This is a genomic window from Alloalcanivorax profundimaris (assembly GCF_015265435.1).
GTDB classification, from domain to species: Bacteria; Pseudomonadota; Gammaproteobacteria; order Pseudomonadales; family Alcanivoracaceae; genus Alloalcanivorax; species Alloalcanivorax profundimaris.
In genome coordinates, this window is the sequence record NZ_JABJWH010000036.1 from 59,312 (window position 1) to 86,011 (window position 26,700).

The 26,700-nt window shown below is 59.6% G+C and carries 26 protein-coding genes; 11 read left to right on the forward strand and 15 right to left on the reverse strand.

The window, feature by feature from the left end; all coding sequences use genetic code 11:
* Nucleotides 1-22: 22 nt before the first annotated feature.
* From HMJ39_RS14865 to HMJ39_RS14890, 6 genes are all read right to left on the reverse strand, one after another.
* Nucleotides 23-1,246: an efflux RND transporter periplasmic adaptor subunit gene (locus HMJ39_RS14865; protein WP_067604954.1), complete on the reverse strand. Its 1,224-nt coding sequence runs from the start codon at nt 1,244-1,246 to the stop codon at nt 23-25.
* A complete protein-coding gene (locus tag HMJ39_RS14870) occupies nt 1,243-2,538 on the reverse strand; it encodes a TolC family protein (protein ID WP_170214484.1) in 1,296 nt (431 codons plus the stop codon). Before HMJ39_RS14870 ends, HMJ39_RS14865 begins: the two co-directional genes overlap by 4 nt.
* 59 nt (nt 2,539-2,597) lie before the next feature.
* Entirely contained in the window at nt 2,598-2,936 is a 339-nt protein-coding gene (locus HMJ39_RS14875; RefSeq protein WP_138773357.1) for a hypothetical protein, read from the reverse strand.
* Between the two features lie 56 nt (nt 2,937-2,992).
* Nucleotides 2,993-3,334 carry a DUF3703 domain-containing protein gene (locus tag HMJ39_RS14880; protein ID WP_138773358.1) on the reverse strand — a complete coding sequence of 114 codons (342 nt, stop codon included), beginning with the start codon at nt 3,332-3,334 and terminating at the stop codon, nt 2,993-2,995.
* A 62-nt stretch (nt 3,335-3,396) separates the two neighbouring features.
* On the reverse strand, nt 3,397-3,786 hold the full coding sequence (locus HMJ39_RS14885) for a type II toxin-antitoxin system VapC family toxin (RefSeq protein WP_138773359.1): 390 nt from the start codon (nt 3,784-3,786) through the stop codon (nt 3,397-3,399).
* The gene (locus HMJ39_RS14890) at nt 3,783-3,971 is read right to left on the reverse strand and encodes a type II toxin-antitoxin system VapB family antitoxin (RefSeq protein WP_138773360.1); all 189 of its coding nucleotides are present in this window, start codon (nt 3,969-3,971) and stop codon (nt 3,783-3,785) included. The genes HMJ39_RS14885 and HMJ39_RS14890 overlap by 4 nt, the downstream gene beginning before the upstream one ends.
* Nucleotides 3,972-4,115: 144 nt before the next feature.
* Here HMJ39_RS14890 and HMJ39_RS14895 point away from each other — a divergent pair, with 144 nt between their 5' ends.
* The 3 genes from HMJ39_RS14895 (at nt 4,116) to HMJ39_RS14905 (ending at nt 6,814) form a co-directional block, all read left to right on the forward strand.
* Complete coding sequence (locus HMJ39_RS14895; RefSeq protein WP_138773361.1) at nt 4,116-4,556, forward strand: MerR family transcriptional regulator; 441 nt, start codon at nt 4,116-4,118, stop codon at nt 4,554-4,556.
* 92 nt (nt 4,557-4,648) lie between these two features.
* Entirely contained in the window at nt 4,649-5,878 is a 1,230-nt protein-coding gene (gene nhaD, locus HMJ39_RS14900; protein WP_138773362.1) for a sodium:proton antiporter NhaD, read from the forward strand.
* Nucleotides 5,879-5,893: 15 nt separating this feature from the next.
* Nucleotides 5,894-6,814: a bile acid:sodium symporter family protein gene (locus HMJ39_RS14905; protein ID WP_138773363.1), complete on the forward strand. Its 921-nt coding sequence runs from the start codon at nt 5,894-5,896 to the stop codon at nt 6,812-6,814.
* 121 nt (nt 6,815-6,935) lie between these two features.
* Here the strand turns inward: HMJ39_RS14905 and cadR are convergent, their stop codons facing one another.
* The gene (gene cadR / locus HMJ39_RS14910; RefSeq protein WP_067604971.1) at nt 6,936-7,337 is read right to left on the reverse strand and encodes a Cd(II)/Pb(II)-responsive transcriptional regulator; all 402 of its coding nucleotides are present in this window, start codon (nt 7,335-7,337) and stop codon (nt 6,936-6,938) included.
* A gap of 95 nt (nt 7,338-7,432) precedes the next feature.
* On the opposite strand from cadR, the gene HMJ39_RS14915 reads away from it, so the two are divergent.
* Complete coding sequence (locus HMJ39_RS14915) at nt 7,433-8,329, forward strand: cation transporter (RefSeq protein ID WP_138773364.1); 897 nt, start codon at nt 7,433-7,435, stop codon at nt 8,327-8,329.
* A 563-nt stretch (nt 8,330-8,892) separates the two neighbouring features.
* Here the strand turns inward: HMJ39_RS14915 and HMJ39_RS14920 are convergent.
* From HMJ39_RS14920 to HMJ39_RS14955, 8 genes are all read right to left on the reverse strand, one after another.
* Entirely contained in the window at nt 8,893-9,846 is a 954-nt protein-coding gene (locus HMJ39_RS14920; RefSeq protein ID WP_067604978.1) for a cation diffusion facilitator family transporter, read from the reverse strand.
* 70 nt (nt 9,847-9,916) lie between these two features.
* Nucleotides 9,917-11,425, reverse strand: a complete 1,509-nt coding sequence (locus tag HMJ39_RS14925; RefSeq protein WP_083209378.1) for an ArnT family glycosyltransferase — start codon at nt 11,423-11,425, stop codon at nt 9,917-9,919.
* Nucleotides 11,409-12,428, reverse strand: a complete 1,020-nt coding sequence (locus HMJ39_RS14930) for a glycosyltransferase family 2 protein (protein WP_067604980.1) — start codon at nt 12,426-12,428, stop codon at nt 11,409-11,411. Before HMJ39_RS14930 ends, HMJ39_RS14925 begins: the two co-directional genes overlap by 17 nt.
* Nucleotides 12,421-12,909 carry a GtrA family protein gene (locus HMJ39_RS14935; RefSeq protein ID WP_083209379.1) on the reverse strand — a complete coding sequence of 163 codons (489 nt, stop codon included), beginning with the start codon at nt 12,907-12,909 and terminating at the stop codon, nt 12,421-12,423. The genes HMJ39_RS14930 and HMJ39_RS14935 overlap by 8 nt, the downstream gene beginning before the upstream one ends.
* Nucleotides 12,910-12,962: 53 nt before the next feature.
* Entirely contained in the window at nt 12,963-13,289 is a 327-nt protein-coding gene (locus HMJ39_RS14940) for a P-II family nitrogen regulator (RefSeq protein WP_170214485.1), read from the reverse strand.
* Between the two features lie 49 nt (nt 13,290-13,338).
* Nucleotides 13,339-16,446 (reverse strand): efflux RND transporter permease subunit, encoded by a 3,108-nt coding sequence (locus HMJ39_RS14945; protein ID WP_194297897.1) that lies wholly within the window; start codon nt 16,444-16,446, stop codon nt 13,339-13,341.
* 13 nt (nt 16,447-16,459) lie between these two features.
* Nucleotides 16,460-17,680 carry an efflux RND transporter periplasmic adaptor subunit gene (locus tag HMJ39_RS14950; protein ID WP_194297898.1) on the reverse strand — a complete coding sequence of 407 codons (1,221 nt, stop codon included), beginning with the start codon at nt 17,678-17,680 and terminating at the stop codon, nt 16,460-16,462.
* Nucleotides 17,677-19,026: a TolC family protein gene (locus tag HMJ39_RS14955; protein ID WP_138773368.1), complete on the reverse strand. Its 1,350-nt coding sequence runs from the start codon at nt 19,024-19,026 to the stop codon at nt 17,677-17,679. Before HMJ39_RS14955 ends, HMJ39_RS14950 begins: the two co-directional genes overlap by 4 nt.
* Nucleotides 19,027-19,526: 500 nt before the next feature.
* On the opposite strand from HMJ39_RS14955, the gene HMJ39_RS14960 reads away from it, so the two are divergent.
* The 7 genes from HMJ39_RS14960 (at nt 19,527) to HMJ39_RS14990 (ending at nt 26,692) form a co-directional block, all read left to right on the forward strand.
* Nucleotides 19,527-19,958 carry a PaaI family thioesterase gene (locus tag HMJ39_RS14960; RefSeq protein ID WP_161382959.1) on the forward strand — a complete coding sequence of 144 codons (432 nt, stop codon included), beginning with the start codon at nt 19,527-19,529 and terminating at the stop codon, nt 19,956-19,958.
* Between the two features lie 168 nt (nt 19,959-20,126).
* Complete coding sequence (locus tag HMJ39_RS14965) at nt 20,127-20,579, forward strand: response regulator (RefSeq protein WP_138773370.1); 453 nt, start codon at nt 20,127-20,129, stop codon at nt 20,577-20,579.
* Nucleotides 20,580-20,584: 5 nt separating this feature from the next.
* Nucleotides 20,585-22,042 carry a sensor histidine kinase gene (locus tag HMJ39_RS14970; protein ID WP_161382958.1) on the forward strand — a complete coding sequence of 486 codons (1,458 nt, stop codon included), beginning with the start codon at nt 20,585-20,587 and terminating at the stop codon, nt 22,040-22,042.
* Nucleotides 22,032-22,733 carry a DUF6901 family protein gene (locus HMJ39_RS14975; protein ID WP_194297899.1) on the forward strand — a complete coding sequence of 234 codons (702 nt, stop codon included), beginning with the start codon at nt 22,032-22,034 and terminating at the stop codon, nt 22,731-22,733. Before HMJ39_RS14970 ends, HMJ39_RS14975 begins: the two co-directional genes overlap by 11 nt.
* Before the next feature lie 72 nt (nt 22,734-22,805).
* Complete coding sequence (locus HMJ39_RS14980) at nt 22,806-23,588, forward strand: SDR family NAD(P)-dependent oxidoreductase (protein WP_067605000.1); 783 nt, start codon at nt 22,806-22,808, stop codon at nt 23,586-23,588.
* Between the two features lie 531 nt (nt 23,589-24,119).
* The gene (locus HMJ39_RS14985) at nt 24,120-25,979 is read left to right on the forward strand and encodes a copper resistance system multicopper oxidase (RefSeq protein WP_194297900.1); all 1,860 of its coding nucleotides are present in this window, start codon (nt 24,120-24,122) and stop codon (nt 25,977-25,979) included.
* The gene (locus HMJ39_RS14990; RefSeq protein ID WP_194297901.1) at nt 25,976-26,692 is read left to right on the forward strand and encodes a copper resistance protein B; all 717 of its coding nucleotides are present in this window, start codon (nt 25,976-25,978) and stop codon (nt 26,690-26,692) included. Before HMJ39_RS14985 ends, HMJ39_RS14990 begins: the two co-directional genes overlap by 4 nt.
* Nucleotides 26,693-26,700: the final 8 nt, after the last annotated feature.

The following is a 26,700-nucleotide window of genomic DNA, read 5'->3' on the forward strand; positions in this document are numbered from 1 at the left end:
GATCTCCTTAGTGCTTAAGCACTTAGTGGCCGTGAGTGGCGCCGTCTTTAAGGACGTCGGCCTTGATTAGGAAACTGTTTTCAGTCACGTATTCGGTGCCTGGCTCCAAACCACCGGTGACTTCCACGTAATCCGCGCCACTCATGCCTTGTTTGATCATCCGCACTTCATACTTTTCATCGAAGCGGGCAAACACTACCGGCATGTCGCGGAAACTCTGAATCGCTTCCCGGCGTACCGCCAACGGCACCGTCTTCTTTTCAATCACCACCTGGGCACCAATCAACATGCCAGGGCGCAGATCGGCGGGTGGGTCGTTGACCACTACCCGCGCCCGGGTGACCTGACTGTCCTCGTCAGCTCGGGGGTACAGGTAATCCACTGCGCCCAACACAGTAGCGTCGTCCGCTCGGCGCACAGCCTGCCCTGGGGACACAGCGTCCAGATCACGAGGGAACAGATGCAGCTCCAGCCAAAGGGTGGAGAAATCGCCGATCTCAACAATTGGTTCGCCGCTGGTGGCCGCTCCGGCGTTCAGAAAGCGCTCTGTAATCACGCCATCCGCCGGTGCGGTCACCGTCTGCAGGGTGAGGCTCTCCCGGGCTTCCACCCGCGCCAGCGGCTGGCCTTTTTTTACCCGGTCGCCCACCGACACCAGCACCCGCTCAACCGTGCCCGGATAGCGGGCGGTGACCCGGTATAGTTTGTCTGGATCTGCTTCGACCCGGCCGGTGACCTGGCGCGTGCGCTCCAGGGTTCGCTCACCGGCGATTTCGGTACCGAGACCGGAGGCTTTCGCCAGACGTTCAGGGATAAGGGTGCGGCCTTCATGGTTTTCGAAACGCCACTGGTGCGCCTCACCATCCAGGCTGGCTTCCACGGTGACATCAAAGGAATGCGGTTCGGCCACTGGCTGTTGGCCCAGCAAGTAGTCACGCTCCGGGACAAAGGTAATACGGTCTCGCTGTCCGCCCAGACGGTCCAGCCTGATGGTCAAATCTACTTGATCCGGGTCCAGGGGTTTTCCGTTCCGGTAAGCGTAGACTCGATATTCAGGTGGAACGCCATCTTCAAATATCGTCAGCTCCAGACCGAATTCATTTTTCTCCAGCAGGCGTCCCCCGTGCGGCCCCTCACGCTCCTGGCGTTCAGCATGATCGCCACCACTCGCGCCTGCCGCCCAGGCACCGGTGGTGACAGCAGATAGCAGGCCAGCGTACAACACACTCAGAATAAATCGGTTCATTGGGAATCTCCTTGCGCACGCGCTTCGGCGGCCAGGGAAGTGCCGGTCAGGCGCTCCAGTTCATTGCGTTGCTGATGAAAGCCCTCAGCCAGGTCGGTAACGCGACGCTCCAGGGCCAGACGGGAATGAGCGGCGTCAATCAGGTCAAGGACGCTGTAGCGCCCGCGACGATACCCGGCCTCGACTTCCTCGTAGAGCCGCCGGGCTTCCGGCAGGGATTGCTCCAGAATCGAGCGGACCTCGGTGCGGCGTTGTTGTAGGTCCAGGTACAAGCCCTCCACCAGCGACAACAGCTCGATGCGCGCGGCACTTCTGCGCGCCTCGAGAAGGTCCACTTCCGCCAGCCGACGGGCCTCGTTACCACGATTGGGGTTGCTCAGATTAAGCGGCATGGAGAACCCCAACACCGCGGCTTGATCGCCACTGGATTCATCGTGCCGAGCGCCCACGGAAAAGCGTACGTCACGGCTGCCATTGGCTTGCGCCAACCGGGCCCGGGCCTCAGCGAGACGGGCTAGAGAAGCGAATTCGCGCAACCTCGGTGCCTGATCCAGACGTCCGCGCCATTGCTCCAAACCGGGCAGGTCGGGCAGGGGTAGCAACTCTTCGGCGGCACGCAAACCTTGCTCACCGGTCTCTCCCCACAGGGCAGCAAGCCGTTGGCTGGCGGAACGACGATCCATGCGGGACCGTTCCAGGTCTCGTTCCGCCGCCTGCCGGGACAGCACCAAACGACGCCGTTCGGATGACGGAGCGGCGCCAGCGGCAACGCGCCGCTGGGCGGCCTGTTCGGCGTCACCGGCCAGGCCCAGGGCCTTCTCGGCCAGGGTCACGCGGCGCTCGGCGGCGACAAGCGCCAAGTAGCGCCGGTTCGCTTCGCCAAGCAAGTCAAGACGCGCGAGATCGTAGTCCAGACGACTCACTTCTCCGGCCCGGCGAGCACTCTCCATCCGGGCGTCGCGCTGACCGCCCAACTCGACGGTCTGGCTCAAAGCCAACGTGACTTCCGCACCGTCGGTGCCGGCCCATTGCCCGGAGCCGGCGATATTTTCCACTTCCAGGGAGACTTCGGTACTGGGGCGGATGCCCGCTTGAACAACGGCCGCATCAGCGGCGCGGAAACGATAGGGGTATTCATCCAGACCAGGGTTGCGCTCGAGCACCCGGGACAGGACGGTCGTCAGATTCACGGATTTCAAATCGATGGTGTCGGCGCCGGTGGCCAAGGGCCAGACCAGCACTAGACCGCCGAGCACGACGGCAAGGCCGCCGCACAAAGTACGGTGATGCATTAAACTATGCTCCAAATACGGGAAACGACGGCGCGGGACGCCGGAGGTCATTCAGTACGCTAGAACGACACCGTATTCGGTGGGGGAACGGGAGGTTGGCGCCCAGACAGCACTGCGCCCGGACGCGGATTCGGCGGCCAGGTGTTGCCAAGAGCGAAGTGGGCACCCGCCACGCTGGCGCTTAAAGGCGCGTAGCAAGCGGGGTTGTGACAATCATGATAACCGCCATCGTCGGCGTCCATCGGAAAAGCAGCTGAAACGTTTTTAATATCACCGTCGGCGTGCAACGACAGGCCTGGAGTGTCATGGCTGGCATGGATGGTGGAATCTCCCGCCACCACCAGCCCGTTAACGGCCAGGAACACAACCAGCATTGCTGCGACCCAACGTTTCAACATGCACACCACCTTAATCAGAGCGGAAACAGTACGGCAACGCGCGCATGGCGTCAAAATCACCGTCGGCGCAATAGGGCCACCAGATCAGCGGGTATCGGCATCGGCTTGATCGGGCTGACATCCGCGCTGCCGGTGTTACCGGCGGGCACCCAGATTCGTGACAGCAGTAATGCCGCCACCAGTCGCGGTAACTGACCCCGGACCTCCCGGGCATCCCTGCGTCTCCACCCCACTCGCAGCATCCACCAATGCGCGAGGGTGTGCGGGCCGATAAACCGTTGTCCGATAATGTGCGCTCGCTCAAGATGACGGAACGCCGCTTGCCAGTCGCCTTCCTGATAGGCGAGGCGCGCGAGATCCATTTCATGGCGGAAAGCCCGGCGAAGGCGAGGTTTCATGGACCAGTCCTGCTTTCAGTGAACTCAGGATGTCAATTGAAATACCTGTAGCCACTACAGGGTCAAGCCCGATCATGAATCATCGGCCCCGGTGCGCCGTCCACGCCCAGGTCTCGCGCCACCTCGGCGAGCCGCTTGTCCCGGGTCCACAGACGGGTGGCGTGACTGAGCAGCGTGGCGGCCAGCAGGTGCGCGTCGATGAAACCGATACCCCGCCCCATCAGACCGTGCCGCTCGATCAGGAACAGCACCTCGTCCTGGTCCGCGACCGGCACCGGTGGCAACCCACGCAGCAAATCCAGCACCTCCCGGCGGCGGCTCAGGTTGCCGCAGGCCAGCTCGCCGACCACGAAGGGGTGCATCCGCGCCTGGTTACGCTCCAACAGGCGGGCCAGCTCCCGGTCGCCGGCGCGCAGGTGATCCACCCACACCGACGTGTCCACCAGAATCACGACCGGCGGCGCCCGGGCACCGCCAGATCCGGCTCGGAGCCGCCCAGGCGCGCCAGCCGCAAGGCGCTCTCCCGTTCGATCAATGCCACCAGGGCATCACGGATAATCTGGGTACGTTCCTTAACGCCGGTGAGCCGCTGGGCCTCGGCCAGCAAGTCGTCATCGATATTGATCGTGGTCCGCATCCTGCTGCTCCTCTCCAAGTGTCAGGTTAGCACCAAATATGTCACCAAATGATGCTTATTTCAATGCCCGGGATTGGCGGTTTCGCTGACCTCGCCATTTCGGTTAAATAGCTGTAGTCACTACAGATAGACGAGGGAAGCCGCATGCTTTCAATCGGCGAGTTAAGCCGCGCCACCGACTGCAAGGTGGAGACCATCCGCTACTACGAAAAGATCGGCCTGATGCCGGAGCCGGCGCGCAGTGCCGGCAACCAGCGGCGCTACGGCGAGCGCCATCGTGACCGGCTGCATTTTATTCGCCACTCCCGGCAGCTGGGCTTCCGCATTGAAGCGATCCGCGAGCTGCTCGCCCTGTCGGACCAGGAGCACCGCGATTGCGCCGCCGTGGATGCACTGGCGCGGCGCCACCGGGACGCGGTGGACGACCGCATTGGCGCGCTGTGCGCGCTGCGTGACGAACTGGACCGTATGATCAAAGGGTGCGCCGGCGGCGATGTCGCCCACTGCGGGGTGATCGAGGTGCTCGGCGATCACCGCCTGTGCCGAAACGACCATCCCCTGGAGGCGGTGGCCGGCAAGCAGTAAAGAGCCATCCGCGAAACAGGTAGGTCGCTTTCTTGACGTATCGGCGTTAGAATCGCCGCCGTCTTTTCCCCTGTCCTGCCTGGAAGTCCGCCATGTCCGCCGTGCTGCTGTGTCTCGTAGCTCTCGGGTTCGTCTCCATTGTTGTGGAAGACGTGGTTCATATCGACAAAGCCAAGACCACGCTGTTTTTCGGCTCGCTGGTCTGGGTGCTGTATTTCATTTCGCCGCCCGCCGGCGAGACCAGCGAAGCGCTGATGCTCGCCCTGGACGACAACCTGCTGGATATCGCCTCGCTGTGGCTGTTTTTAATGGCGGCGATGACGTTCGTCGCCTATCTGTCCAGCAAGGGCATCATCGACGGCATCGTCAACCGGCTGATTCCCGAGCGCATGAGCGAGCGCCAGTTGATGCTGCTCACCGGCCTGTTCGCGTTCTGCTTCTCGTCCATGGCCGACAACATCACCGCCACCCTGGTGTGCATCGCGATTCTGCTGAATCTGAACCTGCCCACGGACAAGCTGCTGCGCTACGTGGTGCTGGTGGTGTTTTCGGTGAACGCCGGCGGCACCGCGCTGATCACCGGCGACGTCACCACGCTGATGATCTTCCTGGCCGACAAGGTGGAAATCCCCCATCTGCTGCTGCTCAGCCTGCCCGCTTTTCTGGCGGTGGCGTCCCTGTCACTGATGCTGTCCCGGGGCCTGAACGGGCAGCTGGTGCTGGAAAAGAAAGAAGTGCACATCAACGGCGGCGACAAGGTGGTGGCCGGGCTGTTCTTCGCTACCATCCTGTCCACCATCGGCGGCAATATTCTGTTCGGCATTCCGCCGGTATTGATGTTTTTGTTCGGCCTGTCGCTGATGTTCATGGTGGTGCAGTTTCTCAACCGTGACGAACCCACCCTGGAGTACATCCGCAAGATCGAGTTCGACACGCTGCTGTTTTTCCTCGGCGTGCTGCTGCTGGTGGGCATGCTGAAAGAGCTGGGCGTGCTGGCCTACTTCCCGCACCTGTACGACGTGATGCCGCCGCTGGCCGCCAACTATGTGATGGGGCTGGTGTCATCGCTGTTCGACAACGTGCCGCTGACGGCCGCGCTGTTGAATTCCGGCATCGAAATGACGTTGCCACAATGGCTTACCCTCACCTACGCGGTGGGCGTGGGCGGCTCGCTGCTGGTGATCGGCTCGGCCGCCGGGGTGGTGGCGATGAGCAAGGTGGAATCGCTCACCTTCGGCAGCTACCTGAAGTACTCCGGCTATCTGCTGGTGGCCTACACGGTGGGTTTCGCCGGTGTGCTGGGCGTCAGCGCGCTGCTTTAGGCAGGAAGCCAAACGATGAATCAACTAATTTCTTTTGTCGAATCCAAACTTGTGTGGTTTGTCATTGTTGTAGCTGGGCTAGGGCTAGCAATCCCGGAAACCGGTCAGTTCCTGGAACCCGGCATCGGGCCACTACTGGCGCTTCTGATGTTTATCATCAGCCTGACCTTCGACGCGCACGATGTACGGATGGTGGTACGTAAGCCGTCAAGGCAATTCCTTGCCCTGGGCCTGGTCTATGGGCCCATGTCGATTGCCGGCTGGGTAACCGGTCGTTTCTTCTTTGGAGGTGGCCCACTGGCCGCCGGCCAAACCTTACTTGGCACCCTGCCAACGGATGTCTCGTCCCCCCTCTTGGTACTGATAGCGCGGGGCAATGTTGCTCTGGCCGCGGTCTTTAACGCAATCAATACAGTACTGTCTCCGTTCATCGTTCCCTTCCTGTTTCTATGGCTCACGGGGATACAACTGGAAGTCCCACTCGAATCCATAATCCTGGAACTAGTATTGATCGTCTTTGTCCCTACGGTGTTGGGTGTAAGCTCACGTACGGGGCTCCCAGACTTTTGCGCACGGTACGACTCCCATTACGCGGGCCTCGGCTCAATTATCTACCTATTGATACTGCTCGCCGTGGTCGGGCCAAATGCTGCAACCATTATCAACTACGGCTGGTACGCTTTTGTCATTGCGGGGGCGGCCTTGTGCCTGAACCTTATCGGTTATTTGGTAGCGATGACCTCACGACTACTAACCAATGATTGTAAGGAGGTGATTACATATCTCTTCACCGTAAGCAAAAAGGAATTCAGCATCGCCGCGGCTTTCGTGGCCGCATCGGGCCTGCCATCAGAAATAGCTATCCCCTCCGCTTTTTTTGCCGTGATTCAAATGATCACCTCACCTATTGCGGCCAAGATCATCGCACGAAGCTAGGCACTTTCATATACAACCAAAGGACTTCGACGTCGATCCATGTTTCCCACAAGACCAAATGCTGTTGACCTCCAGCACTGTTTAATCAACCGAATCATCGATGATGCCGATTGAATCTACTTCATTGAAAGTCAATATCGCTAATTCCAGAAAGAATTCCGCAACTTCGAACCTTGCGGTCATCGTTGCAACTCTTTCTTAGTGAAATGAGCTGTTCCTCGAGCGCCAACATAGCGATGATCCGTGATCGCAACCGGGAGACATGCTCGTCCAGCAAGACGTTAACGACAGCGCAAGACTGATGTGGGTCGCTCTGGCACTTCTGAAGTTCGGAAATCTCAGACAGTGAAAGGTCCAGAATTCTGCAGTGACGAACGAAGGTCAGCTGCTCAGCATGTTGGTCGGTATAAATGCGATAACCATTTTCCTGCCTATCAGGCGACGGCAACAGACCTTGCCGTTCATAGAATCGTATTGTCTGAGGGTCGACCCCTACTGAGCGCGCCAACTGACTAATGAGCATTCGACTTCTCCTCTAGATATCCTTCGCCCTATTGACCTTATAGCGACTATATGGTTTTGAATAGCCTTATTATATTTTCTGATCGGAATCGTGTCATGAGCCAATCGGTTGACAGGCCCTCTGGCCGTAGTGCAACACCCCAGTCGAGCAACGATGGTGCTGGCGGCCGCACAACATCAGGAACACGGATCAGCACTTATACAGTGCCCAAGATGGACTGCCCGTCAGAAGAACGAATGATCCGCTTGGCTTTGAGCGGCTTTGAAGAGGTTCGCGCGCTGACCTTTGACCTATCGAACCGCCGATTGGAGGTCATACATCATGGCGAGGCTGACCCTATCACTGAAAAGCTGACCACCCTAGGGCTAGGAGCCTCGCTCCAGAGCACCACGGCTATCAATTCCGAAGCCGCCAAGACCGCCGGATCTTCGACCCTCTCCGCGGAGCAGGAATCCGGCAGTCTGCGTTGGCTGCTGAGCATCAATGCTCTCTTGTTCGTGGTGGAGATGACTGCCGGCTTGATCGCCCAATCCACCGGACTGCTCGGAGAATCGCTGGACAATTTTGCCGATGCGGCAGTATACGCAATAGCCCTTTATGCGGTTGGGCGTGGGGTGAAAATGCAAGTGCGCGCCGCCCACATTGCTGGTGTACTCCAGCTGATTCTAGCCATAGGCGTACTTGCGGAAGTGATGAGACGCTTTGCATTTGGGAGTGAACCTGAATCGCTGGTTATGATGGCTATCGCGTTCGTCGCAATGATTGCCAATATCAGCTGCCTTCTTCTCATATCCAAACATCGAGAGGGCGGGGCGCATATGAAAGCGAGCTGGATCTTCTCCGCCAATGACGTGGTCGTTAACATGGGAGTCATTACCGCCGGCGCCTTGGTCGCGTGGACCGGATCTAATTACCCGGACCTAATTATCGGCACGATCACGGGTGTGATTGTGCTGAACGGTGCCAGGCGGATTCTGGCGCTTAAGAGCTAGCACCGTTCGGCGCGGCTCGGCGAGAATGGCTTGAGGGTGCCGAGCGCTGTCGGCCCCGCTCACTCCGTATCGTCACGGCCTATTCTCAAGCCCGCGGCATGAGTGCAACCTCGCAACCTCAGCACCGACCAGAGCATCCCGCCGAGCCCAATAAGAGGGGCCAAATAGACAGCGCGGTCAGTGTACATATTCATGGCCAGACTGGTGAAAAACATCAACGAGAAAATGACGAGGAACGCACAAAGCGCCTTTTTTTGCATGAATACTCCAACATTATGCGCATGTTACCGCTACGTTATGTCAGCCGCGGCGCTCCCAGCTCAATCCATTTCCGGTCACCGACTACGGCGATACGGCCAAAATCTATTCAGCGAGCGATGTCCATCTTGAAATCTCCATGCATGGCGTACAAGTCCTCTTAACCTTCGAAATCAACCAGGTCATGAACCAAACCGGGCTTGCGAGCAACCGCAAACCGTTCCCGAAGCATAGCATACATGTGCTCTAAGTCGCTTCGAGACAACCTGCCACGGCATGCCAGGCAATGACACCACTGTGCTCCTCTAGGGCCCCGAAAACTGTGCCGCATTGCGATCTTCGGATCGACCGTGGCCATAGAGATCGGCATTTTGATGCTGTCTGTGCTCATGCTCGAACTCCAGACTGGAATGGCTAATATCAAACTGGTCTTCCAACCGCCGCTTAATCTGGCTCTTAATGTCTTCCATTCGTGACCAGGCATCTGCCATCAACACCACATGGCAGTCGAGAGCTGGCTCACTCTCCTCCATCTGCCAGAGATGCACATGATGCACGTCGTCGACGCCCTCTACACCACGCATCATGCTCAAAACGGATTTGCTATCGATATCCGGTGGACTTCCAAGCATCAATGTGCGAATCGGACCGCCTATCTCGGCGAAAGACAAGTAAAGGATATAAACCGCAATACCGATCGTGATCGCCGGGTCTATCCACCACATGTCATATAGAATAATAAGTGTGCCGCTGACGACTACGGCAACAGAGGCAAGTGCATCCGAAAGATTATGCAGGAACAAAGCGCGAATATTCACACTGCCTTTCTGCATTGAATAAGTCAAAACCGCTGTCAGCGCGTCCACGACCAGCGCGATAGAGCCAAGGACAACCACCGTCCACGCCTGCACTTCGGGCGGGCTGATAATACGCATACCGCCTTCGTAAATTAGATAAATTCCAATCAAGATCAATGTAGTGTAATTAATTAAGGCAGCCACCACTTCAACGCGCCCGTATCCGAAAGTCATGCGTTCGTCAGCTGGCCGTCTTGAGATCTTGCGTGCCGCGAAGGCGATCACCAGGGCGGCCATGTCGGAAAAATTATGCAGGGCATCCGCGATCAGCGCGAGGCTTCCCGAAAGTATACCACCGACGATTTGAGCCACGGTCAGAATACCATTGGCCCAAATGGCTATGGATACACGGCGATCGCCGGTATCGGGCTCAACGTGTGCGGCTCCATGATCATGCGGCATAGTTTTCTCCTTGCGAATGGCTCAGCCGCTCAAGCCGACGAGCTGGCGGCGTCTTCTAGCTCCGCTGGGTTTACCGGCACGTTACAACGGCACGGTCACTCTGAGTCATCAATACGTAACGGCGATTCTCGAATATTTTCACGAACGGTGCGGACAACTGCCTCTTAAAACGATCCAGGTCGTCCGGTTGGACGGCGACATATAGCGATCTACCGGGGGAATTCTTCACTTCTCGGAGAATCAAATCCAAACTCTTTTCTCGGACTTTTTCCTGACTGTAATAGCGGGCCGAAAAAGGCGCATCATCCAAATAGATGAGCGGAGCTGCGCCATTCTCCGGCTGCCGATAATAGCAGGCAATCAACCCCTTTTCCGTCTTTATACTTCCAGGATGCAGGTAAATCCAGGCACCAGCGACCAAAGACAAAGTCGGCACAAACAGCGCAAACGGCCACAAACATAGGTCTAGCCAGCGGGAGGTCACGCCCGAGCTTTGCATACCGCGCACCATTAGCAGCGCCATGAATGGCAGCCCAGGAAGTACGTAACTAGCGAGAATATTTCCCGAAAAAGTAAAGAACAAACTAGGCATGAAAGCGGCTAGCAACAATAACTTGTTGTCGTCATCACTAAGGCCACGCCGTATAGCACCAAACCCCCAATCGTCATTTCGAAGCAGCAGAAAAAGCCCGCTCAACGCCAGTGGCGACCAGGGCAGGGTCGCATACAAGGTCAGCAGCCATATAGTTCCACGAACTTCATCATGGGCGCTTCCATAAATATCCCCAACCCAACCTGGATCCAGAAAGCGCTTAATGTGCTCTCCAACAAGGAAATAGTCGATAAATCCCGGCGTCTTCAGTTCAGCCAACAGATACCATGGCGCCGTCATTAATAGCATCACGATGGTGCCGCCAACGACCGGCAAGCGCCTTAGGTCGCTCCAGCGGTGCGTCCACAGCAACCACAAAAATAACGGGCCGCCGACCAGAACAAAGGTCAGCGGACCTTTAGCGAGCAGCCCCACGGCCAGACCCAAAAAGCAAACCCAGCCCCAGACCAAGCCTTCACCACGCAGGGCCAAAGCTGCGCCGGTCAGGCCTGCGGTAGTTCCCAGGCCCAGGAACGGATCCGTCATTACGGCACCGGCGAGTACGTAAGCCAGGCTGGACGATGCAAATATCAGGCTGGTTATAAGGGCACTTTGACGACTTACCAGGCTCGACGCGTAACGCCAAACCAGCCACACCATACCCAACTGAGCCAGCCAGGCCGGAAAACGAAGTGCGAACTCGTCCCAGCCGAGAACCTTATACGACACGGCCTGAATCCAGAATGACAGCGGCGGCTTTCCCCAGAATGGCAGGCCCGGCTCAAACCAGGGAGTGATCCAGTCCCCCGATATTGCCATGCCCCGGGCAATATTCGCATAGCGCGCTTCCGTGGTATCAGTAAAGGGTAAAAAGGCCATGGAGATCCAACGACTGAGTAGAACGACCATTAGTGCGAGCACCAGCTTTTCCGTTGGCGAGCGAGGCACCAGCTTCCAGTCACGGCGATTTTCAATGGTCCCTGGCATTACAACCTCCACGCGCCGAAGCCGCTTCCCCTCCGCGGACGGCGCTCAACACCTCACGAACCAAATAGATCGGTCGGCGCTTAGCCTCCAGGTAGGTTTTCCCAACGTACTCCCCCAGTATTCCAAAAGTAATAAGTTGCACACCGCCCAAGCAGGTAATTAAAGCAATCAATGATGGATACCCGGCCACCTGCGCACCAAACACCATTGCCTTGAATATAATCCATAACCCGAAGCCGCCGCCAAAAATAGCGCTAAAAACACCCATTACCGCAGCCCACCGAAGAGGCGCGATGGAAAAAGAGGTGATGCCTTCCATGGCCAGCCCAATTAAACCCGCGTAATTCCATTTTGTCTTGCCCGCCACTCTGGCGCCGCGGTCATACTGAATCACTTCTGTAGGCATCCCAACCCAAGAAAATAACCCCTTCATGTAACGGTTTCGTTCGGGCAACTCGAGCACGGCTTGCAGACAACGCCGGCTCATCAAACGAAAATCACCCACATCCGCAGGAATCTCGCAGTCACTCAATCGATTCAATAGGCGGTAAAACAGATAGGAACTGGCGCGCTTAACCCAGCTTTCTCCGCACCGGGTACGGCGTTGCATCAGGACGACATCGACACCAGCCCGCCAAGCTTCGACCATTTTAGGAATACACTCAGGAGGGTCCTGTAAGTCCGCGTCCAGAATAACCACCGCCTCACCGGCAGCATAGTCGAGACCGGCGGTCAATGCGGCTTCTTTCCCAAAGTTTCGACTGAGGCGCACCAGCCTGATCCAGGAATATCGACGGGACTGCTCAACCAGGTACTCATAACCATCATCCTTGCTACCGTCATCCACGAAGATGGCTTCGAAAAAAAAGCCGACCTCACGCATTACTTTATCAAGGCGAGGCAGACAAACTGGCAGTACCTCTCTCTCATTATATATCGGTATAACCAGACTAATGACCGGGACTTCAGCCTCAACCGAATAACCGCTAGAATTTTTAATCATGGAAAACCCACTTTCTATAAAAACCGTAACTTCCAATTGCCACGAATGCGGTAACAAAAATCTGAGCAATGCCAGCAGAAAAACCAAACCCGGAGTTAAGAGTCACGAACAGGAACAAGTTAAGGCTCCATGTCAGAATGCATGCCAGGATGTAGACCGGCACCGGACTTGGAGACACACGACCAGAAAAAGTAAAAATTTTTTGCAACGGATAGTTAGCTATGGCGCCCGCAATCGCTCCGACCCCGGTAGCCCAGGCGGGCGGAACGTCGACCGTCATTAATAGCGCCATAATCAACCAATGGACTCCCGTGGCCGCACCGCCGCAAATTAGAAAGCGTAGATACCTCTTTATTCGCGTTCTCCATCCGTCGTCTGGATCCGAATTGGGCGTCCCTGCTCTCGAGATTGCGCTCACCATTCTCGACATGGTCCACTGTCGCAACCTTGTGACGGCTACCAAGGCCATTCGGAAATTCATTGCTTATCTCGAACTGTCCCGGTGACATCTTAAGGACAGTGAAATCCACTGACTCATTTCAAAGCGTCCTCATCGCGCTCGCCAGTATCAATACGCAAGGCGGCCTCAACGCCAGCCACAAGAATTCGGCCGTCACCCGGATGACCCTCCCCTGTCCTGGCGGCCCTCTCAATCACGATCACGACCTCCTCCACGCGGGCATCAGCGATGTCGACTTCCAGCTTTGTCATTCGTAATCGACCGTAGGCGTCGTCAATGACGCCGTGACCATAGGTCTCCAGCGGAACGGCCGCCACCGAAGGCGGCTCCGGCAGCTGCGCTAAGGCGTCAATCACCTTGTTGACCATGTTGTTTCGTACGTAAGCTTTTATCTCTTTCATTACGGTCTCCTTATCGGCCGCCATCGACGATGCCGGCCGTTCTCAGATTTTAGAATTCAACATCGTCCCGGCGGGCGCCGGCAAACCAGGGATAGACCACCGGAATGACCAGCAGGGTCAGCAAGGTGGAGGTTATCAAGCCCCCCACGACCACGGCGGCGAGTGGACGCTGAACGTTGGCGCCAATGCCATCGGCGATCAGCAGCGGAAGCAGGCCAAGCATAGAGGTAAGCGCGGTCATCAGCACCGGTCTCAATCGCCGCATGGCGCCGGTTCGCGCGGCCTCGAAAACGTCCATGCCTTCGTCGCGCAATTGGTTTATGTAGCTCACAAGGACCACGCCGTTGAGTACCGCGACGCCGAACACGGCGATAAAGCCGACGGCGGCGGATACGGAGAGATACATGCCCGATAGCCACAATGCGAAAATCCCACCCATGGTGGCGATCGGCACATTCAGATAAATCAGCGCGGCATAACGCAAGCTGTTAAAGGCGGTGTACAGAAGCAGAAAGATCAGCGCCAGAGTCACAGGCACGACCAGATAGAGACGCTTCATGGCCCGTTGCTGATTCTCGAACTGACCGCCGTATTCGACGAAATAGCCGGTCGGCATATCCACCTGTTCGGCGACCTTACGACGTATCTCCGTGACCACCCCGCCCATGTCCCGGCCGCGCACGTTCAGTTGCACGAACAGGCGCCGGCTGGCCTTGGAGCGGGAGATCATTTTCGGGCCGATGAAGCGCTCCACATCGGCGACGCGGGTCAGCGGTATCACCGCGCCGGCCGGCGTTCGGATCAAAAGGTCTTCAATCGCCGACACCGTGTCGCGTTGCTCCTCGCGCAGCCGCACGAACAGATCAAAGCGCTTAATACCTTCGAACACTTGACCGGCCGCGTCGCCGCCGATACCGGTTTCCACAGTGGCGAACAGCTGGTCGACGCTCAAACCGTAGCGGGCCATCGCCTCCCTGTCCGGTCGGATTCGGATCTGCGGCTTGCCCCCTTGCTGCTGCATGCGCACATCGACAGCGCCAGGCGTGGCTTGCGCGATACGTTTGACCTGCTCACCGATACGGGCGAGTTCTCCGAAGTTTTCACCGAATATACTGATCGCGATCTGTGCCTTGATACCGGATAACAGTTCGTCGGTACGTAACTGAATCGGCTGAGAGAAATTATTGGCCAGCCCCGGCAGCCGGTCCGCCACCGCATCGGACATGGCCGACTGCAACCCTTCATAGTCGTAGTCGCCGGACCACTGACCAAGGGGTTTGAGTGTGATGGTGGTGGCGATGACATTTACGGGTTCGGGGTCACCGCCCACCTCAGCGCGCCCGACTCTGGAGTAGGTGCCGGTTACCGGTTCGAATTCCTCGAACACCGTTTGTATGCGTTTGGCATAACCGATAGCACTGTCCAGGCTGGCAGCCGGTGGCAGGGTAGAGCGCACCATGAGCGTCCCTTCACGAAGGGTCGGCACGAATTCACTGCCCAGGAGCGGAAACACCGATACACCCAGCACCAGAACCAGTACCGCCGCGCCGGCGACCACCTTGGGCCAGGCCATAACCTTGTCCAGCACGGGCTGATAACGATCCTTTAACCAGCCCACCAGTCGCGGCTCACCGTAGTTGCCATCCTTCTTGAAGGCATAGGTCATCAGCGCGGGCACCAGCACCAATGCTACAATCATGGCGCCGAGCAATGCGAAGGCGATGGTGTAGGCCATCGGCGAGAACATTTTCCCTTCCACGCCTTGCAGCGTGAAAAGCGGCAGGAAGACGATGATGATAATACTGCTGGCAAACACAATGGGGCGCGCCACCTCACGCGCCGCCTCACTGGCCAGCCTGGCCATGGAAACATTCTCCTCGGCGCGATTTTCCATATGCCGGAAGATGTTTTCCAGGATCACCACCGAACCGTCCACCATCATGCCCAGGCCGATAGCCAACCCCCCCAGACTCATGAGGTTGGCGGATAGCCCCACATAGCGCATCGCGATGAACGCGAACAGCGCGGAGAGAGGCAGGCTGGCGACCACGATCAGCGTGGAGCGCAGATTCCCCAACAGGAGATATAAAATCAATATCACCAGCACCGCGCCCTGCAGTAACGCCGACTCCACGGTTCCCACCGCCTTATCGATCAACTCCTTTTGCGAGTAGAACGCTTTTACCCTGACACCGTCGGGCAGTGCGCCGTTGATTTGTTCAAGCTTTTGATTGGCGTCCTTTAGGACTTGACTGGTATTGGAACCAAGCAGCTTAAGAACATAGCCGCCCACCGATTCGGCACCACTGGCAATTTGCGCACCGCGGCGAATGGCCGGCCCATACTCCACACTCGCCACGTCACCGACTGTTACCGGAGTGCTCTCGTGGGCACGGATGACGATGTCACGGATAGCATCCAAGCCGGCGTTACCCGGGGGCACCCATCCATAACCGCGGATCACGTTCTCTTCCCCGGCGCGATTAATAAAGGAGGCGCCCACATTCTTATTGTTAGCGGTAATAGCTCCGCGTACATCCGCGACGGTAAGGTCCCGCGCCAGTAGAGCGCGCGTATCAAGCCGGACCTGGTACTGCTTTTCATAGCCACCGAGAGACAACACGCCGGTCACCCCCGGCACCGTGCGCATCATGGGCTTGACCACCCAATCCTGCAGCTCACGCAGCTCCGTCAACGAAATGTCACTGTCCGGCTCGGTTTCCAGGGTGTACATCATCACCCGACCGAGGCCGCTGGTGATGGGCCCCAACTGGGGCTCGCCAAGGTCGCCGGGAATCTCGGCGCGCGCCTTGGCCAGTCGTTCCATCACGAGGCGGCGTGCGAAGTAGACATCTGTGTCTTCGGAGAAATACACATTGACCCTGGAGAGCCCGAAGATCGAGGTGCTCTGCACCCGCTTCAGACCTGGCAGGCCGTACATGGATATTTCCACCGGATAACTGATCAGGGTCTCCACATCCTCCGGTGACAAGCCAGGCGAGGCGGTAAAGATCTGAACCATGCTTGGCGTCACATCCGGGAATGAATCCACCGGCAACTGCCGCCAGGAAAGCACCCCCCAACCGGCGACACCGAGCATGAAAACCAGCACCAGTAAGCGGTTACGCAGCGCGACATCAATCAATCTTTCGATCATATTGAACTCCCGATCAGTGGCCGTGCGCGGCGCTACGACCGCTGGCGGTGAGCGCGGACTTAAGGTCAAAAGCGCCGGACGTCACTACGGAAGCGCCAATCCGCAAACCGCTTTTGATCTCGATTAAACCGTTGGCTTCTTCGCCGGTTTCCACTTCCTGAGCACGGTATTCGCCGTCTGTATCGCCGGGCACGAAAACATGCGTCTGACCGTTGATGGTCTGCACCGCATCGACAGGCACCAAAGGCACCGGATCAGGCACCTGGCGGGTTATGGTCAGATCACCGTACTGGCCGGCTTTCATTGTGCGATCAGGGTTATTGATCAGCGCACGGACCTTCAAAGTGCGAGTCTCGCCATCAAGCCGGCTGGCCACCCAGTCGATTTTTCCATCGACCGCTGCGTCCACGGTGTCGAAACGCGCCGGCTGGCCCACGGCGACCAAATCCGCGTTTTTCTCGTACACTTGACCGAACACCCAAAGAGAGCTCGCGTCGACCACCATAATCGGGGCCTGCTCCGTCGAAAGTATCTGCCCCGGCGCCAGATCGCGCTCTTCCACGACACCGGCCAGGGGGCTGGTCAATACATACCGGCTCAGGTCATCGTTCTGATCCAGCGCCGCTATTTGGTCTTCAGTGAGCCCCATGGCACGCAACGCCGCCTTCGCGGCGTTTCTTTCCGCGCGCGCACCGCGATAGAGGGCACGGGTGTCAAGCAGGTCCGCCTGGCTGACGATATTCTGTTTGGCAAGACGGCTCTGCCTGCGCAAATCCGCGGCCGCGGCTTCGAATTCGGCCTGCTTTCTCAAGTAGCGCGCCTTGGCCTCGCCCAATTGCGGACTCGACAAAACAGCCAGAACGTCATCGCGTTTCACACGGGCGCCGAGGTCGGCGACCACTTTCTCCACTCTGCCTGGCAGCAGGGGGCCCACGTGAGCGATACGGTCCGCATTGAAATGCGCGCTGGCCGGCACCTGGATAGTTTGATCGGCTCGACCACCGGGCACCTTGTCGGTCTTGAGGTTCAACAAGGCGCTTTGCTCCGAAGTTAAAGAGACTTTCGAGCCCGCTTCTTCATTATGATCGCCGTGTTCGGTGCCCGATTCCGACCTTTCGTGGCCCGCCTCTTTTTTGGCGTGGCCGGCCTCATCGTCATGTCCGGGAGAAGCATCACCGCATCCCGCCAACGCCAGAGTTAACACCATTGTCGTGATCGTCGTGGCTACTTTCATGATTCGGAATCTCCCGTGTTCTTCAGTTGTTCGGTTCCGGCTTCACGCAGCGCCACCACACCGCCAGTGGACCTCTCCAGGGCCGCGGCGGCGCCAATCGCTTCACGCAGCGCATCCAGATATTCCCTTCGCGTGTTGATAAGATCGTCCTGAGCCATGGCCAGGGTCGGCGCGCCAACACTACCGGCGCGAAACGCTTTTTCTGTGAGCCGGACGTTTTCCTCGGCGCTGGCCAGGACATCCTTGCCGAATACCTCAAGCCGTTGTCGAGCGGCGTTGTAGTCGGTTACCGCGCCAATCACTTCGGTGCGAACCTGCAAGCGCAACGCATCTTCTTCGATGCGCGCCTGCTCCAGCTCCGCGCGCGCCACCTGGTTTTCACCGGAGCGGGTATCCCACACCGGAATGGGCATGGACACGCCCAGACCCGCAACGTCCGCACCTTCTTCTTCCTGCATGAAACCGAACACTTTGAGATTTGGAATCAGCTGGCGTTTTGATAGGGACAGTGTCTTGCGCGCGGCGACAACCTCCCTGGCCGCGGCGACCAGGTCCTGGCGGCGCTTGAGCGCCTCTCCCAACAGCGGGCCCATACTCGGCAGGTTAAAGCGGTCCAGGCTCAGTTCACTGGTCAAACGCAAACGGGCGCTTTCCGGATCCATCACCAGCAGTTCCATCAGCGCCAATCGAGCCCGTTTATGATCCCGGCGGGCATCAACCAGTGCCGCACGGGCGCGGGCGGCACCAATACGGGCGGTATTGAGTATTAGCTGGGTGGCGGCCCCGGCCTGAAAACGCTGTGACGCAAACTGGTAAAGTTTTCCAGTCAGGGTCTCGGCTCGCTCAGCGGTTTCAACGCTTTCCCGGGCCAGCAAGGCTTCCAGATAGGCAAGGCGCACTCGCGCGCGCACACTGGTTTCGAGAAAAGCAAGCCGTTGCTCGGCGGCGGTCAACCGTGCGGACGCCGCCGCTTTACCAAGCCCCCGTTGCCCGCCAATCCAAATTTCCTGGGACAATCGGATGCCCTTATCGGTACTGGATTGTCCGCCCTGGTCCCTCTCCGCGACCTGCAGAGATAATTCCGGATTGGCGGGCAACCACCGACTGGCGTGTGTCAGACGGCCCTCGAAACGTCCGACGCCAGCGCGCGCCGACTGCAGCGCACTGTTACGCCGGAGCGCCTTTTCCAGCGCCTGCTGCAGTGAAAGAGAGACGGATTCGTTAACCGGCTTTTCGGCCAGATAATCGCCCACCCGCCCCATGCTGAACTGATCGGCGGGCACAGGACCCGCCAGGCCGAGGGCGACGCACGCCGCCGGCACGACCAACTTCCACGGTCGGTTCATAAAGACCTCTGTATGCGTGATTCAGGGAATCAAATCGGCGCTGAAGCGCCGTCAAACTTGTCCAGTGAATCAGACAGAGGGAGGTCGGAAGGGGGAGCGAAAGAATCCGCTGATAGGAGGACTGCTGGGAGCAATCGACAATGCCGGGCTACTAATCACCGTAAATGCCACCGGGACCGCACTCAGTCCGCTCAAGTGGGAAGCCTGATGGCAGCAGTGATGCCGATCACCGTCTCCGTCGTCCGATTGAGGCGTGGAGGTGACGATGTGAAGCTGGGAGGGCTCGTTGGTGGCCTCAGCGTGGGAATGTCCGTCCTTGTCCAGGGTATGCGCCACCACATCGCCACTCCAGACCAGGCTGTTGGTCAGGACCGCAAGGAGTGTGAGGGCATTCAGAAGACGGATCATGAACTAAATACTACCGGCCTCTACCTCGTTCGGCAACCGGACATTTTGTCCTATACTCAACGCCCCTGACACACCCGGCCAAGGAGAATGATATGCCCAGCCGTTTCGAAGAAGTCCGTGACGACGTGCTGTCCCACCCGCTTCACCGCGCCTGTGGCCTGCGCCTGCATAAGGCCGCCGACGGCGAAAGCGAAGTGGAAATCGAACTCAACGACTTCACCCTCAACCCGGAGGGCTCGCTGCACGGTGGCATGCTCTACACGTTCTTCGACGTGGCCTGCTTCTTCGCCTGCCTGACCCTGCTGGAGGCCGACAAACATCCGGTGTCGATCGAAACCCACACCAGCGTGCTGCGCGCCGCCTTCAAGGGCGACCGGGTGGTGATCCGCGCCCGCGTGGATCGCCTCGGCCGCACCCTGGCGGCGATGCGCGCGGACGCCGTCGCCATTAAACCCGACGGTGGCGAGAAGCTGATCGCCACCGGCTCGGTGACCAAATCCATCATCAGCCCGGCCGGCGCCTGAGTCTTTCCAAGGCGACCAGACGGCCCGGGAAGGCGATGAAATGGTTTGTTTACTCTGAACCGGTAGTAGTATCTTCGTAGAAACAATGAGCGCGCCGTGAACGGTGATGACTTTTTAACCAGCGGCGCCGATAATTTGAGCAGATTCATGGGGCAAGGGGAGATCACCATGTACCGCATCATGGTTGTCGACGACGAAGATTATATTCTCAAGGCGCTGAACCGGGTTCTGGCGACGCGGCCGGACTGGGAAGTGGAAACCTACACGGACGCCGCCACCGCGTTACGGCGCGCCCGCACCACCGTGTTCGACGCGGTGATCACCGATTACCGGATGCCGGACATGGACGGCATTGAGATGCTGCAGGAGTTGCGGACCATGCAGCCGGATACCATCCGTATCCTGCTCACCGGAGTGATCGATATCGACACCCTGATGTCCGCCATCAACCAGGCCGGCGCCTTCCGCTTCGTGCCCAAACCCTGGGACGACGACCAGTTGCTGGAAAGTGTCGAGGAGGGTCTGAAATTCCGCGATATCCTGGTGGAAAATAAAATTCTCGCGCAGACCGTTCGCGACCAGCGCGAAGCCCTCAGAAGCATGGGTTACGACGGGGAGTAACCCGCATGGATCTATTTACATCGTTACAGGGGCCGTTTGCCGGGCTGGGGAGCCAGGGGCTGTTTCTGATGTCCTCCACGGTGATCCTGCTGATCATCATTTTCTTTATGTACAAAACCTACCGGGCCTCCATGAACGTGGAGGCCAAATTGTCCGAATTCGCCTCCCTGAGCCAGAGCGCCTTCGGCCGCAAACTGCGGTTGATCGAAGTGAACGCGGACGAGTACAAACTCAACAAACGGGTACTCGGGCCGCTGGCGCGGATCATCGACGAATACTGTGTAATGACCACCAACGAAAAAGGGATCATTACCTTCGCCAACGACCGCTTTTTGTCACTCAGCGGCTTTTCCTTCCGGCAGCTGATCGGCCAGCACGAGAGCATGCATCACCCCAAGGACCGCCCCGAGCTGAGCGCCCATTTCATGCACTGCGAGCAGGCGCGACGCGGCGTCTGGAGCGGCGAGGTGTGCGGCCGCGGCGCGGACGGTGAGCTGTACTGGGTGAATATGTTTATTTTCCCGCTGTCGTACATCACCGACGAAGACGACGGCTATATTTATTTCGGCACCGACATCACCCAGATCAAGGCGCAGAACAGTGAGTTGATCCAGGCGGTGCGCGACAAGGACGACAAGATCAACCAGGTGGAATCCATGTTGCTGCATTCGGAAAAGATGGCCTCCCTGGGCACGATTTCCGCGGGCATCGCCCACGAGATCAACAACCCGATTGCCTTCGTCTCCGCCAACCTGCGCCGCAGCGAACAGTACCTGACCACCCTGTCGAAAGTGATCGCCGGGCTGCGCCGCCGTATCAGCCCGGAACGCTTTGAACAATTCCTGCAGGCGGAACAGTCGTTGCGCCTGAATATGGATTCGCTGGAGATGATTCTTAACGATCATCCGCACCTGATGCGCGAAACCAGTGAAGGCATCGACCGGATCAAGAAAATCATCCGCGACCTGAAGCACTTCTCCCATAACGAGCAGGAACGCTATCAGCCGGTGGATCTGTCCCGCTGCGTGGCCACGTCCATGAACCTGGCGCGCCACGAACTGGAACGCGTGCGCGTCACCACCCACCTGCCGCCGGATCTGCCGCCGGTGAACGGTTCGGAGAGCCAGCTCTCTCAAGTGCTGATGAACATTCTGGTCAACGCCGCCCAGGCGGTGGAGCAGGATGGCGAGATCCGCATCGAAGCGCACAGCGACGAGCAGTCGTATTGCCTGTCGGTGAGCGACAACGGTCCGGGCATGGAGGCGGCCCACCTGGATCAGATCTTCGAGCCGTTCTTCACCACCAAGCCGATTGGCCAGGGCACCGGCCTGGGGCTGTCCATCTCCCAGGATATTATCCAGCGCCACGGCGGCACCCTCACCGCCACCAGCGCCCCCGGCGAGGGTACCCGCATCGACATCCGCCTGCCGCTGGCGGAAAAGAAGCGTGCCCATGCAGCCTGATATCCACTACCAGCTGACCCGCACCGACGGGCGCGTGACCCACATCGAGCTGCACCAGGAACCGGAGAACCACCGCCTCGCCGTGGACCCGGATTTCGTGCCCCCGGACTGGGCGCTGCTGGAACACTGCCAGTGCTCGCACTGCCCGCTGAGCCGCGACGAACACCGCTATTGTCCGATCGCCCGCAACCTGGCGTGGCTGCTCCCTGAACAACAGCTTGGCCACTCCTTCGACCCCATCCATCTAAGGGTCACCACCCGGGAACGGGAATACCGGCTGGACACCACCGCGCAGCGGGCGCTGAGTTCACTGTTCGGGCTGGTGTGCGCGCTCAGCGACTGCCCGCACACCCGCTTCCTGCGGCCCATGGCCCTGTTCCATCTGCCGGTGAGCACGGAAACGGAAACCCTGACCCGCGCCGCCGGCTTCTTCCTGCTGCGCCGCTACCTGGCGAAACGGGACAACCCCGACCTGCCGCTGAACCTGGAAGACATGGACCGCGCGTACCGCAATCTGGGCGAACTGAACCGCTGTTTCGTCGGCCGCTTCCGCCACCCGGACGGCTCCGACGCGCCGATCAACGCGATGATCCTGCTGCACGTCCTGACCAAGGAAGTGAACGGCGAACTGCACGAGCAGCTCGACGACCTGGCCGGGCTGTTCCGCCAGGCCGCCGGCCCCGCCCCCTAGCAACCCGATGCGCTTTCAGCGGCCGGCGTGTTAACGTCGATTTTCTTTTTCGTTTGTCTCGGGACTATCAACATGAAACTAAAAAACGCCGTGGCTCTGATCACCGGTTCGTCTTCCGGCATCGGCGCCGCCACCGCCCGTTTGTTCGCGGAACAGGGCTGCCACGTAGTGATCAATTACAGCCGTAACGAAGAGGGCGCCCGCGCCGTGGCCAAGGATTGCGAGGCGTTCGGCGTCCGCACCCTGGTTCAGCAGGCGGACGTGTCCGACGACACCCAGTGCCAGACCCTGGTGGAAGCGACCCTGGCGGAGTTCGGCCGCCTGGACGTGCTGGTCAACAACGCCGGCACCACCAAATTCTGCGCCCACCAGGATCTGGACGGCCTGAGCAAGGACGACTTCCTGCACCTCTACGCGGTGAACACCGTGGGGCCCTACCAGATGACCCGCGCCGCCGAGAAAGCGCTGCGCCAGGCGGGCACCGCCCAGGTGATCAACATGGCCTCCATCGCCGGCCTCGCCGGGGTGGGCAGCTCGATCGCCTACGCCGCCTCCAAGGGCGCCCTGCTGACAATGACCAAGTCCCTGGCCCGGGTGCTGGGTCCGGAGATTCGTGTCAACGCCATCTGCCCGGGCTTCGTGCAGGGCGAATGGCTGGAGAAAGGGCTGGGCAAGGAGGCTTACGCCAACCTGCTGGCCAAGACCAAGGCCGGCGCCGCCCTGAATGACGCCGCCTCGCCGGAAACCGTTGCCCAGGCGGTGCTGGGACTGGTGATCGGCGGCGACCTGGTCACCGGCGAAGCGCTGCTGGTGGACGGCGGCAGCCACCTCAATGCCAGCGGCGTGCGCCGCTGAATGAAAACCGGCGTGGGTCAACGGCACTGTCTTTCCCCGCCACGGCGCGCCACGCCCGGAGCCCTTAGAGCTTGACCCGGGGGCAGCACCAGGGTTGTATAGTCAGCCTATGAATGTGTCGCTGCCCGCCCGCCCCGTTTTCCTGATCCTGCTGCTTTGGCTGGCGGGCGGGCTGTTGTGGTCGCCGGTGCAAGCGGCTCACATCATGAACGGGCCGCCACACGGCCCCACCAGCGAAATGCCATGCGCTGGCGCGCAAGCCGGACAGACCGCCGCCCATACGCATTGCCAAGGCACCGACCACAATAGCGCGCCCTGCTCCTGCGCTCAGGCCTGTCAGGGCAGCGGCATGCCGGCCACGCTGGCGCCGGCGCGAGCGCCCCACGCTGCCCCCACGCTGAATACCGCCCCTGCCGGGGACCGGCTCTCGGGTTTTCACACCTCGCCCTGGCGGCCACCGTCCGCACCACTCCCGATTTAAAGATTCCACGCGCCCCGGCGCGAACCTCTTTTTTAATCAGGAGTCATTCCATGACCTCTTCAGCTGTTATCGGGCGTCGTCGTTTCGTCCAGGGCCTGGCCCTGGGCGCGGGCGCCCTCGGCATCGGCGGTTTCGGCCTGAGCCCCGCCCGGCTACTGGCCGACCAGGGCCAGACCGGCGCGCCCATCCTCAGCGGTAATACCTTTAATCTCGCCATCGGCGGCGCCGACGTGAATATCACCGGAAAAAAGCGACCCGGGATGCTGGTCAACGGCAGCCTGCCGGCCCCCACCCTGCGCTGGCGGGAAGGCGATACCGTTACTCTCAACGTCACCAACTACCTGCCGGCCACCAGTTCGATTCACTGGCATGGCCTGCTGCTGCCGTTCCAAATGGACGGCGTGCCGGGGCTGTCCTTCGACGGCATACCGCCCGGCGAGACCTTCACCTACCGCTTCCCAATCAAACAGAACGGCACCTACTGGTATCACAGCCATTCCGGTTTCCAGGAACAAAGCGGCGTCTACGGCGCCATCGTCATTGACCCGCGAGACGCCGAACCGGAACCGGTGGACCGCGACTACGTGATGGTGCTGTCCGACTGGAGCGACGAGAAGCCGGAGCAGATCTACGCCACCCTGAAAAAGCTCAGCCACTACTACAACTTCAACGAGCGCACCATCTTCGACACGCTGCGCGACTTCCGTGAAAAAGGCGTGGCGCAAACGCTCAAGGACCGGCACATGTGGAACACCATGCGCATGAGCCAAAGCGATCTCGCCGATGTCACCGGCTATACCTACACCTACCTGCTCAACGGGCGCAGCCCGAACGCCAACTGGACCGGTCTGTTCAGACCCGGGGAACGAGTGAAGCTGCGTTTCGTCAACGCCAGCGCCATGACGTTCTTCGATATCCGCATCCCCGGCCTGGACATGACCGTGGTGGCTTTGGACGGGCAGCCGGTGAAACCGGTGCGCTTCCATGAATGCCGGCTGGGCGTGGCGGAAACCATCGATGTGATCGTCACCCCCGAGAAAAAGCAGGCGTTCACCGTATTCGCGCAGAGCATCGACCGCTCCGGCTTCGCGCGCGGCACCCTCACCCCCGACCCGGCCATGAACGCGGCCGTGCCGGCGATGGACCCGCCGCCGCTGTTGGGGCACACCGAAATGGGTATGGGCGGCATGGCCGGCATGAACCATGGCGATATGGAAGGCATGAACCACGGTGCGATGGATCACGGCAAGATGGACCCTGGCAAGATGAATCATGACGCCATGAAGGGCATGCAGCACGACGGCGACCACAAGGTGCCGTTCGCGTTCGTGGCCGATAACCCGGATCTGGCGCCGCGCAGCAGCGCCGTCCAGCATCTGGATTCCGAACACGGGCCGGGCGTGGACATGCGCGCCATGGCGCCGGCGGCGATGCTCGACGATCCCGGCATCGGCCTGCGCGGACGCGACTGGAAGGTCCTCACCTACGCGGACATGGAAACCGCCGGCGGCCCGCCGGACAGCCTGACGCCGGACCGCGAGATCGTCTTGCACCTGACCGGCAACATGAGCCGCTATATGTGGAGCTTCAACGGCATCAAGTTCGCCGATTCCGTGCCCCTGGAGCTTTACCACGGCGAGCGGGCGCGCATCACCCTGGTCAACGACACCATGATGACCCACCCGATTCACCTGCACGGTTTGTGGAGCGATTTGGAGCTGGGCGATGGCCGCCTGCTGCGCAAGCACACCATCACCGTGAAACCCGGCGAAAAACTGAGCTACCTGGTGCGCGCCGATGCCACCGGACGCTGGGCCTACCACTGTCATCTGCTTTACCACATGGAGGCCGGCATGTTCCGCGAGGTGCGCGTGGTCGACAACGCAACGGCGAAGGAGGCACGCTCATGAAACAGGCACATCCGATAACCGCCGCCGCCTTGCTGGCACTGTCACCCCTGGTTCAGGCGATGGACAAGCACGAGCCGGCGTTCAGCCGGGTGATCGTCGATGAGTTCGAGACCCGGGACGCCGACGAAGGCACCGTGGCCGCCTGGGAGGCCGCGGCCTGGTACGGCGGCGACCTGAACAAGCTCTATCTCAGCACCGAAGGCGAGCGCCTGATGGACAACGGCGGCGAAACCGAAGGCTTCGAAACCCGGCTTGCCTGGAACCGCGCCTTCGCCCCGTTCTGGGACTGGCAGCTCGGCGCCCGCCGGGACTGGCAGCCGGACGACCCGAACCGGGACTGGGCCAGTTTCGGGGTTCAAGGGCTGGCGCCCTATCTGTTCGAAAGCGAGGCCACCCTGTTCGTGGGCGAGGAAGGGCTTACCAACCTGAGGCTGGAGGCGGAATACGAAATTCTGTTTACCCAGAAGCTGATCCTGGTGCCGGCGGTGGAAGCCAACTTTTACGGTAAGGAGGATGAAGAACTCGGCATCGGCGAAGGGCTCACCGATATCGAAGCCGGCCTGCGGCTACGCTACGAGATCCGCCGTGAGTTCGCGCCCTACATCGGCGTGAACTGGGAGCGGCGGTTCGGTGATACCGCCGCTAAAACCCGTGGCGCTGGAGACGACGTTTCCGAGACCACCCTGGTGGCCGGCGTTCGCCTCTGGTTCTAGGGCGCCGG